The 10,968-nt window shown below is 27.6% G+C and carries 9 protein-coding genes; 1 reads left to right on the top strand and 8 read right to left on the bottom strand.

Features of this window, described 5'->3' with window-relative positions:
• Positions 1-262 precede the first annotated feature (262 nt).
• Together ACA135_RS03805 and ACA135_RS03800 are read right to left on the bottom strand one after the other, a co-directional pair.
• A complete protein-coding gene (locus ACA135_RS03805; RefSeq protein WP_409198971.1) occupies positions 263-742 on the bottom strand; it encodes a DUF2299 family protein in 480 nt (159 codons plus the stop codon).
• Positions 743-840: 98 nt separating this feature from the next.
• Positions 841-1,983, bottom strand: coding sequence for a hypothetical protein (locus tag ACA135_RS03800; protein WP_409198970.1), 1,143 nt, complete (start codon positions 1,981-1,983; stop codon positions 841-843).
• Positions 1,984-2,162: 179 nt separating this feature from the next.
• Between ACA135_RS03800 and ACA135_RS03795 the strand changes: the two genes are divergently transcribed.
• The gene (locus ACA135_RS03795) at positions 2,163-4,160 is read left to right on the top strand and encodes a helicase C-terminal domain-containing protein (protein WP_409198969.1); all 1,998 of its coding nucleotides are present in this window, start codon (positions 2,163-2,165) and stop codon (positions 4,158-4,160) included.
• Between the two features lie 8 nt (positions 4,161-4,168).
• Here ACA135_RS03795 and ACA135_RS03790 read toward each other — a convergent pair whose 3' ends face one another.
• The 6 genes from ACA135_RS03790 to ACA135_RS03765 form a co-directional block, all read right to left on the bottom strand.
• Positions 4,169-4,456 carry a hypothetical protein gene (locus ACA135_RS03790; protein ID WP_409198968.1) on the bottom strand — a complete coding sequence of 96 codons (288 nt, stop codon included), beginning with the start codon at positions 4,454-4,456 and terminating at the stop codon, positions 4,169-4,171.
• Positions 4,457-4,612: 156 nt separating this feature from the next.
• The gene (locus tag ACA135_RS03785) at positions 4,613-5,593 is read right to left on the bottom strand and encodes a hypothetical protein (RefSeq protein ID WP_409198967.1); all 981 of its coding nucleotides are present in this window, start codon (positions 5,591-5,593) and stop codon (positions 4,613-4,615) included.
• 213 nt (positions 5,594-5,806) lie between these two features.
• The gene (locus ACA135_RS03780; RefSeq protein WP_409198966.1) at positions 5,807-7,213 is read right to left on the bottom strand and encodes an MATE family efflux transporter; all 1,407 of its coding nucleotides are present in this window, start codon (positions 7,211-7,213) and stop codon (positions 5,807-5,809) included.
• Entirely contained in the window at positions 7,206-7,691 is a 486-nt protein-coding gene (locus ACA135_RS03775) for a MarR family winged helix-turn-helix transcriptional regulator (protein ID WP_409198965.1), read from the bottom strand. Before ACA135_RS03775 ends, ACA135_RS03780 begins: the two co-directional genes overlap by 8 nt.
• Before the next feature lie 277 nt (positions 7,692-7,968).
• On the bottom strand, positions 7,969-8,565 hold the full coding sequence (locus ACA135_RS03770; RefSeq protein ID WP_409198964.1) for a hypothetical protein: 597 nt from the start codon (positions 8,563-8,565) through the stop codon (positions 7,969-7,971).
• 15 nt (positions 8,566-8,580) lie between these two features.
• Positions 8,581-10,920, bottom strand: a complete 2,340-nt coding sequence (locus ACA135_RS03765) for a response regulator (protein ID WP_409198963.1) — start codon at positions 10,918-10,920, stop codon at positions 8,581-8,583.
• Positions 10,921-10,968: the final 48 nt, after the last annotated feature.

Raw genomic sequence — 10,968 nt, 5'->3', positions numbered from 1 at the left:
TATTTTTATTAATCAATGATATTTTATTTATATAAACATGTATAAATATTTTTCTAAATAAAACAAACTAATAAATTCAGAATAAAATATTAAAAAAGCATACAAAATTAGAAAATAATACATGAAAATATTTGAAAAAAAGTACAGTTAACTAAATAATTTATTTAAAAACTTAAATTGTGCAAAAAACTTATCACATTTCGTTAAGAGAAAAACATTAAAAAAAAAGTTTTAAAAAAAATTAGAATTTATAGTTTTATTTTTATGCAAACATACTATCGTCACTAGGTTTAACATTTCCATTAGTATTTAAGAATGTTTTTTCTAGTTTCCAAATAACATTTAATTTGCCTTTGAAAACTTTTTTAATAGTTTTCATTAAAACATGTTTAGTTAATCCATCATCAAAAATATCATCTGTAATTATGAATTGTTCTAATACATCATTAGGATGGTTTAAATTAAAATCTAAAAGTAAATTATTTAATGTGAATCTTAAATCCCAAATGAAATCTTGTTTAACACTATCAGATGCTGCTTTTATTAAATCCATTTGACCAGAATCTACATTAGTTGCACATAGTATTAGGATTAATTCTTTTCCTTTAGGTTTAACAAGATCCATGCCTTGATTTTCTGGGAAATTAACTATGAAATGGAAGTCTGCACCATCATCTGGAATTTCTCTTTTAAACATACCTTCATCTGCTAACCATTTTTGGATTAAATCTTTATCTATCATTTATAATCAGTACTCCTTTTATAATTTTGTTTTTTTATAAATTAATTATGTTTTACAGGTTTAATACAATTTACCTAAAAAGGGGGGGGAATAGGATTTTATAAGATTACCCTATTTTTAATCTTGACATCCCATGATGGTTCTTTATTAATTAAATCTTTAATTTCTTCTTCCTCAGAAAAATTTAAATCCATATTATCAGATTCCTCGTCTAATTCACTTAATGTTAAAATTAAGTCTATAAATCCTTCATCAGAATTATTTATAGCATACATTAAATCGAAATCAATATCTTCACACATTTCATCAAAAAAGTCTTCTTGACAAGTATCAAGATTAAAATCTGGATTGGAATCTGAATCTTCATTTTTTCGAAGGTAAAAACAAGTATTTTCTTCAGGAAAATCTAAATTATCCTCTTCATCATCCCAGTCACTTATATAATTCATTGAGAGAGTGTTATCTTCATTTTGAATATAAAAATTATTTGAAATTTTCATTTCTTTACTTGTGTAAAAAATTTGGTCTAATGCATCTTCATAGTCAAAATCAATAGATAAATCTTCATCATCTGGGATGGATTTTAATTCTTCTTTTGAAATGTCTCTTTCATCTAAATTAAAATTGGGATCATTTTTAATTAAATCATTTAAATCTTCTTTAGGTTCACTTTTAATTAAATTATCTATTTCAGTTTCAAAATCAGAACAGAATTTATCAGCTAAATCTTCTAATTCTTCTGTGTAAGTTGTTTGCGGAGCATCATCCTCAAAATTTATTTCTAAACCCAAAAGATCCTCTTTAAATTGTTCTGTAGCATCAAAAATATTAACCTCATCTATTGGGGGTTTCTTTTTTAGAAGGAAATTAGAATCTTCATCAGGGTAATCTGTATATTCCTCTTCCTCAGTTTCATTGTAAAAGTCTTTAGATGGTTTTGAATAATAAATTATATCATTAATTTTTCTAAGTAAATCTCCACTTTCATCATAATTATCATATTCTGGATAATTTTCTTTAAAATGATCTTCAATTAATTGTTTTAACTCATCTTCTTCTGAATAGTTTTCTATAAGGTGCTTTAAATCTTGTTCTAAAATCTCTTTATCTTCTAGATTTAAGTGTGGTTCACTATCAATTAATCTTTTTATAGCTTCCTCTTGAATAAATGGTGGAATATTTTCTATTTCATTATTTAATTCTTTATTTTTCCCTAAATCAGATTTATTTATTTTTTTCATAAATCAAAAAACCCCTTTAATTTTTAATTATTTAATTTTTATATTAAAATATCTTTAATTTATATATTTCTATTTTAATTTACTTATTAAATTAGAGTAAGGGATAATAAATATTTTTATATTACTTGTTTCTATAATCTATATTTATGATAGGTTCACTTTTTTGTCCAGATTGTGGTATGCTTAGAAAAGATTGTGTTTGTGGTAAATACTCTAATAAGAGTATGGATAAAGCTAAAAAAATTTTAAGTTTAGAAAGTGCAGAATTTGATAAATTATTATTTAAACCATTTGAAGGAGTAGTATATAAAAAGTATGTTCCCTTACAGGATAAGAAAAAAGTTAAAAATAAGAACCTTAAAAAAGACCAGGAAAAACCTAAAAAAGAAAAAAAAGAAAAAATTAAAGATAATACAAAACCTAAAAAAGACACGGAAAAACCCAAAAACATTCCAAATGAACCATTAAAGTTAGGTGAAAGTGATGGTGTTTACAGTATAGAAAATAATCACTTACCCTTAAAGCAAATTGAATACTTAAAAGAACAGCACCCAGGAATTGATGAGGAAATTGTGGAAAATTTCCTATTTGAAAATCCAAGACCTGGACAATTAGAAATAATTGAAGAACTTTATAATGCAATAAAAAATGGGTATAAATACATTATTTTAGAAGCAGGTACAGGTACTGGTAAATCTGTTATAGCTTCAACTTTAGCTAGAATTGTAGGTTCAGCTTTTATTTTAACACATACCAAACAATTACAGAAACAATACACTGAAGAATTCAAATTCCCTCTTGTTAAAGGTAGGAATAATTTTGATTGTATAAATGAAAACTTAGAAACTACTTGTGATATGGGAACTTGTAGAACCTCAAAACTCAATGAAATTTTCACATGTCCATATGGTTTAACAACAAGCCAAGCATTCGGATCCATTGAAGCATTCAAAAAAGACAGAGTGCAACTTTTTTTAAGAAGTGATAATCCCTGTTATTATTGGAAACAAAAAGCAGTAGGGATTAATTCACCTATTAGTATTATGAATTATGATTATTCAATTTTAGAATTTAACCATGTTCAACACTTTAAAAAAAGAAAATTACTAGTTTTAGATGAAGCACATAATGTTGAAGATATTTTAATGAGCACTTTAGAAGTTAAAATTGAAAATTTCCAGTTAGCAAATGATATTCATAGGAAACTAAGCCATGACATGCTTAAAAATAAAGATTATGATAAATGGATAATTGAAATTAAAAGCATTATAGAATCTTATCAGAAGATTAAAACCAGAAACCTTCCTAAAAATCATGCAGATAAAATTAAAGATGTTATAAATGAATTAACAGATTTAGTTAAATACTTGGAAAATGAACCTGAAAATTGGATAATTGATAATCAGAAAGATATGGTTAGCTTTAAACCATTACGTGTTTCTAGCATTGCGGAAAAATATTTATTCAAATATGGTGAAGTTGTACTATTTATGAGTGCTACAATCTTAGATAAAAAAATGTTCTCTAAATGGTTAGGTTTAAAACCAGAGGAAGTTTACTATTTAAGCATACCAACACCATTTGATAGTAAGAAAAGACCTATAGAATTAGATTTTGCAGGTAAAATGAATAGGAATAGGATGCGGAAAACATTACCTAAAACATTACCAATTATAAGTGAAATCTTAAAAAAACATGAAAATGAGAAAGGAATGATTCATACTCATAGTTATGATAATCAAAAATATATAAAACGTAACCTTCCAAATTCAAGATTATTAACACATAACCGTAAAAATAGGACAAAAATTTTAAAGAAATTTGAAAAATCAAACAAACCTTTAGTTTTAGTCTCACCATCAATGAATGAAGGAGTAGACTTACCTTATGATAAATGTAGATTCCAAATTATATATAAAATACCTTACCCTAACTTAACAAACAAACAAGTATATAAAAGAATGAAAAAAGAAGATAGATGGTATGATTATCAAACTGCAATAGAATTAATGCAAACTTATGGTAGAGGAATGAGAGCAGAAGATGATTCCTGTGAGACCTATATTATTGATGAAGACTTTAAAACCATATATAATCGACCAATTTACAAGAAATTAATTCAACAATCTTTTAAGGATGCAATAATTAATCCAGATCTTTTAGAATTAAAAAAATAAATTTTTTTTTAATCTTGATTATATTTTTCATAGAAGAAAATATTGAATAATCTTCTTTGAAAATGTAATTCTGCAGTAGAAACTGCTAACTGTTCATTTATATTTTTATACTCTACTTGTGCTTTAATATAATATTCTTTATCACGTATTGTGAGATTTCTTTTATTTAATATACTTTTAAAGTCAGTGTTATGCCATGATTGAGATATATATTCTTCTTTATGGTTTTCTAATTTTAGTACTTCAGTTTCTAATTCTTTTATTTTCTCAGCAATTTCAACTAATGAATTTTCCATAAACAATAAACCCCCTTTTTTTATATTAATTTTTATATTTTTTTTAATTTAAGAAATAATTAAGGTTTCCTAAACCCCTTTTTTTTATATTTAAAGAATTAATAGTACAAAATTTTAAAAAAAAAATAAAAATAGAATAAAAATTTTAAAATTATTCTATTGATAATATTCTGAATCTTCCATAGGTTCTCCTTCTAATCCTTCCCCACTATAGTCAGAATAAGGATCTTCTACCATTTCACTGTCATCTACAGAATTAGTAGTAGTATCTGTACTTTGAGTACTAGGACTTGAGGAACCTTGAGTTAATAGTATTGAATCAAGGAAGCTTTGACTGTGATGTTGAGAATTACCACCAGTAATTTCTATAATATAATGCATACCATTTAAATAAAAACTAGATGAAACATCTCCACCTGTAGTGGTACTTGAATCTACAGTTTCAGGTATAGCAGTAATAGTTAAAGTAAAGCTATCTCCTTGACCAGTTACACTATAAGTTTCACTATACCCACCATCACTTGATGGAGTATTAGAACTTTCTTGGAATTCATAACCAGTTAAATTTAATTCAACATCACCAGAACTTAAAATATTTGGTTCACTACTAGTATTATTAGCCACAGTAGTGTTAGATGTACTAGAAGCATTAGTATTAGAACCACTACTAGTAGAAGCAGTATTTTCACTAACCAAAGAATCAGCAAAACTTGTAGTATTATGTCCTTTATCAGCTCCACTTGTTTGAATAAAATAATATTTACCATTTAATTCTTTACTAGTTGTTACGAAATTAGGAGACTTAATAAAAGTTTCATTAATCTGTTTTAAAGTACTTTCATCAACATTACCTGGAACAATATTAATTGTTAAAGTGAAAGTATCTCCTTGACCAGTTACAGTATAAGTTTCTATTAAACATAAAATACCCATTATAGTTTCTGATTTGTTAGATACTAATTTATAATCATAACCTTGAGTATTTAGTTTCAAATCACCAGAAGAATCAGTTTGATCTTCTTGAGCAAATGGATTTGAATATACATTTGAACCTGTAACGAAAAATATTGTAGTAGATATAATTAAAACACTTACGATAATTGCTACACATAAAATTAGTAATTTATTATTTTCCATTCTTAATTCACCCCCTTTTTAAATAAATAATACATATATTTCTAAAATTATACAGTTATAAAGTTTACTATAAAATTCGATTGATTATAATTAGATAAATGTGAAAAAATTGAAAAAAATAGTAATAAAATATAAAAATAAGCCATTAAATTAATGGTTTAATATAAAAAAATAGAGAAAAAAGGGAATAAGTTTTCCCTTTAAATTGTTAATTTATTCTGTTAGTGGTTCTACATTTTGTGGAGGGTAAACTTTTTTAAGCTTTTTAATATAAAGTTCAGCCCAAATATAACTTATTACAGCACCTAAACATACTCCGCATACTACACCGTAATAAATTCCTATTTCTCCCATTCCCATTACTACACCGAAAATGTAGGAGAATAATACTTCCATAAGCAAAGCTCTTATTGTGGTTAAAACTAAAGAGGTGAAACCTTTTCCCACACCTTGGAAGACCATTGCAGACATCATACCGAAGTTTACTCCAACTATGAATACACATAGTATACGTAACATTACTATTATTTTAGCTGATAGTCCTGCACTTGCACTGGAGTAGGAGAATATTAAACTTACTTGTGGGGCGAATACATATAAAAGAATTATCATTATTATACTTATTAAGGTTCCAATTTTTAAAGTATATCTGAATGCATCTTCTAATTTTTCTGAATCATGTCCTCCATATGCTGCACCTGCAACTGTTAGTAGTGCTGTTCCTAATCCCATTAATGGTATCATTGCCATTTGTACAAGTCTCATACCTGCTGTATATGTTGCAACCGCTACTGTTCCAGCTACTATTACTAATAAGTAATTTTCTATAATTCCTAGTATACTGAATATTAAGTTTTCTGCTGTAGAAGGTACTGCTACAATTAGTATATCTTTTAGTATTGAAGTTTCATAATGGAAGTGACTTTTACCTAAGTCTAGGTATGTGTCTCTTTTTATCCAAATCCAATATATTAAGATTGCACAACTTAAGAATGAGGATATTACAGTTGCTATTGCTGCTCCTGCTACACCTAAATGGAATATATAAATGAATATTGGATCTAATACTATGTTTAATATTGCTGTTGCTGCCATTACATACATTGCACGGTTAACATCTCCTTCTGAACGAAGTAATGATGTTGCTACACTACTGAATATGAATACTACGAGGAAAATGAATACTATGTAACCGTATTGTAATGCTTGTTGTGTTGCTGATCCTGCACCCATAATTTGTAATATAAATGGTAATAAGATGCATAATATTATTGAGAATAGTATACTTACTATAACTGTTATTAAAATACTATGTAAACCTGCATTATCTGCTTTTTCCTTATCACGAGCACCAATACAACGTGCAATTAAACTGTTTGCACCGGCACCGATCCCATTTCCTAATCCTACCACTATCATAAATAATGGTGTGATAAATCCTATTGCTGCTAATGGTTCAGATCCTAAACCTGCTACCCATATACTATCTGCTAGGTTGTATGCCATTATAAGGAACATACTAACCATCATTGGCCATGCTAATTTACGAATAGCCACATGTGAATCTCCTAATAATAAATCAATATTACTGTTTTTTCCTTTTTCTACTTCTTCACTCACCTTTTTTTGCCTCCCACTTATCATCGTCTATATGTTCTTGATTAAATTTTCTTGATTCTTGAATAAATTTTAATAATAAATCATGAAGTTCATCTAAACTTATTGGCATATTATTAATTATTCCTTCTTCTCTTTCTTTAACTGATTCTTGAATCTGAATAACTATATCTCGTCCTTTATCTGTTAATGAAATTTTATTTCTTCTACGATTTTCCTCATCTTGCATACGTGAAATATATCCTTCATCCTCTAATTTTTGGAGTGTTCTTGCAACTGCTCCTTTATCTAAGACTAAAGGTTGGCTTAGTTCATCTTGACATATATTATCATTTTTTAATAAATTCATTAATATTGAAACTTGTGAATGTGTAATATTTGTATCTCTTAAAATGTGTTTTGCATAAATGTCTTGATGTCTGGTTATTATTTTAAAAAGTACGCTTATTGGAATTTCATTATAATCTATATCTTTTTTCAAGTTTTCTGTCCCTCATTTTGTAAATTTTTTTTTAGAACATATTATATTATATGTTATTGATACTATATAAAAGAGTTGATAAAGTCAATAATTGAAAAATACAATAATTGAATTAATCAACATCAAATAAACACAAAAACAAACCATAAAAAAATGAACAAAACACCAACAAATAATAGAAAAAATTAAAAAAGTAAGAAAAACTAAAACAAAAAACAAAAAACTGAAAAGAAAAAAAAGAAAACAATCACAAAAAAATTAAAAAAGAATGAAAAAATCACACCAAATTCTTAAACTCAGAAATCCAAAAATTATAATGCTTATTATTCATATTCGCAATCATATCCTCAACACGATCATCTAATTCCTTAGTAAAACTCTTATTCTCATAATCATGACTAGTCATATAATGACCATCAATCATATAATTACAATCCTCCTTATGGAAAATATAAACAACCCCAATATGATCATAAACATAATCAGTATCCCTAGAAGGATTAGAATAATACAATCTAGAAACATTATAATTCCCTAAATGTACCTCCTCATTTTTAATTACTTCAAAATTTCCCCCTTCCATACTACTAAGCTTACTCAAAGTCTGAGGCCCAGTATAATTTTCACACCAATCCTCAAAAATATCAAAAATTATATAACCATTAGTAATACTATAAGGAGACTTAGCCTTACTAGACATGTTTAATTCTTTACTAGTATTCCAAGCATCCGGCACAACAAAACCAGAATGTTCCAATTGCACTGTCTTATCTGTATGAAAACTTAAAAAATTATTAATCGCACCCATATTAGTTAAAAACAACAATAAGACAACAATAACAATTACAACACCAAATTTCTCTCTATGTTTCAATTTCTAACCCTCCAATCATTTTTCAACTTCAATTTTCCCAACATCAATATTCTCTTCAATACACTCAGCATCAGAATCCTCTTCATCACCAGTATGAACTGTTTTAGCCCAAGTACGCTCTTTACGAGTTAACATTTGCCAAAAAGTCATAAAGAACAATGGAATTAAATGGAAACAATAAATCCAATAACCAACCACATCAAGTAAAGTTCTAGGCAAACTCACACGATCACGAGATAAAGTAATAAAAGCACTAGGGAAAAATCCAAAAGCACTAATAACCCCAACAATCAATGGCGCATCCATCCGAATAAATACAGAATGACCAAATCCTAACCAAGCCACAATATTAACAATAAACACAATAAAACCAAAGAATACAAGCATATTCAAACCATAGAAAGCCACATGCTCTAAAACTCCAAACATTCTAAAAACAGGCATTGGTGAATTAATAATTTTAGATGAATAAATAAATAAAGTTTCAAAATTCCCAATAGCCCACCGAGAACGTTGACGGAACAATTGTCTCCATGTAGGCACAGCTTCTTGATACACCCAAGTATCACCACAATACCGGATTGCATAACCATTAATCATTAATTTCACACTTAAATTTAAATCTTCAGTAATAGCAAAACCATCCCAACCTTCACTATTTACTATAGCCTCTTTTTTAACTAACTGCCCATTTCCACCAAGAAAACCAGCTTTACCAAGTATATCTTTTGCACGAACAATATTACCAAATCCAGCAAGTTCCACATGCTGCATACGAGTTAAAAAATTCTCATCCTTATTATACATTTTAATACGAGACTGTACACCTTGTATCTTATCATCATTCAAGTAAGGGATAATAATATTTAAAAAATCAGGTTCCACTCTTGCATCTGCATCAAAAACAGCAATAATACTTCCTTTACTAATTTCTAAACCATCATTTAAAACAAAACCTTTACCTTTACCAGATCTTGGAGGAACCCTAGTTACAACATTTAAACAATCATATTCATCTTTTAACTGATTTAAAACTCCACCAGTATTATCTTCAGAACCATCATTAATAACAATTAATTCATAATTCTTTTCCCCATTTAAAGTATAATCTATATTAGCTAAACTATCCACACATTCACGTATTGTGAATTCTTCATTATGCGCAGGTACAAGTAAAGTTACAAATGGATTAACATCCCATTCCTTAACTGGATCTTGTTTAAACATACTTGCAACTGCAAGGAAAACCATTATAGCTGAAGGAATGAAAAGCACCCATTCTAACCAGGTAACATTCCTACTTAATAAACCTGCAATAATTAATATAAGTGATCCTCCAAAGATTACAAGAACATTAATCTTTTCTATTTTCATTTCAACATTCTTTTCTTTAACCTTATCTTCAACCTTATAAATCTGACCCATATTATTTAATGATTTATTAATTGCTAAAGCAATAGTGTATTCTAAGTCTCGTTTATTAAAAGGTTTAGTAACATAAGCATAAGGTGCAGTTTCTATAGCTTCATTAGAAGTTGCATCATCAGTTTGAGCAGTAAGATATACAATTGGTATACTTAATAAGTTTATTTCCTCTGCAATACTTATACCACTTTTTTCCCCTTTTAAATTAATATCTAACAAAACTAAATATGGAGGGTTTTCTTTTGCAGATTTTATTGCATCTTCAGCATTATCAACAATATCTGTTATATGGTACCCTGATTTTTCTAAATTTCCCTTTAAATCAAGAGCAGTTATTGCTTCATCTTCAACTATTAAAATAGAATAAATATTATCTGGTTTATTTTGAATTAACTTCACAGGATCATCAACTGCTTTTAAAACATTTTCATCCCTATCTTTAAATTTCAAACCTTCATGATATTCCATTTCAGCTTTTAAATCTATTTGTGAATCAACCCCATCATTTGATTCCTCATTTTTAACGATTCCACGTGCTAAGTCTGCTTTTTTAACTTCTATTTTACTACGTTTAATAGCAATCTTAATAACTCTCTCTAAATTCTTAACATTGAAAGGTTTAGTGATAAAACCATAAGGTGGTTTAATATTTACCTCCTTAAAATTTTCATCATTAATGTTTGCAGTTATGAAAACTACAGGTATATCTAAAGCTAATATTTTTTGACTAGCACTAATACAATCTACTTCCCCTTTTAAACCAATATCCATTAATACAAGATCCGGCCTTTGATGAACTGCAGTGTAAATTGCATCGTCCCCATTATCAACAATGCTTATTACCTCATAACCTAAATCTTCTAATTTATATTTTAAATCAGTTGCAGATAAAGTTTCATCTTCAACGATTAATATTTTCTCTAAATTCATGTTTTACATCCTTCTTTAAATACTATACCTATTTTTATTTTTTAACCT

Origin of the sequence: Methanobrevibacter acididurans (assembly GCF_046197875.1) — an archaeon.
In the GTDB taxonomy this organism is placed as follows: Archaea; Methanobacteriota; Methanobacteria; order Methanobacteriales; family Methanobacteriaceae; genus Methanobrevibacter_A; species Methanobrevibacter_A acididurans.
Note: the sequence above shows the minus strand (reverse complement) of the source record. Positions and strands in the feature narration are given on the sequence as shown.

Coding starts and splice junctions, on each gene's coding strand:
- ACA135_RS03800 (WP_409198970.1), bottom strand. CDS start 1,983: ATGAAAAAAATAAATAAATCTGATTTAGGGAAAAATAAAGAATTAAAT.
- ACA135_RS03765 (WP_409198963.1), bottom strand. CDS start 10,920: ATGAATTTAGAGAAAATATTAATCGTTGAAGATGAAACTTTATCTGCA.
- ACA135_RS03795 (WP_409198969.1), top strand. CDS start 2,163: ATGCTTAGAAAAGATTGTGTTTGTGGTAAATACTCTAATAAGAGTATG.
- ACA135_RS03790 (WP_409198968.1), bottom strand. CDS start 4,456: ATGGAAAATTCATTAGTTGAAATTGCTGAGAAAATAAAAGAATTAGAA.
- ACA135_RS03785 (WP_409198967.1), bottom strand. CDS start 5,593: ATGGAAAATAATAAATTACTAATTTTATGTGTAGCAATTATCGTAAGT.
- ACA135_RS03805 (WP_409198971.1), bottom strand. CDS start 742: ATGATAGATAAAGATTTAATCCAAAAATGGTTAGCAGATGAAGGTATG.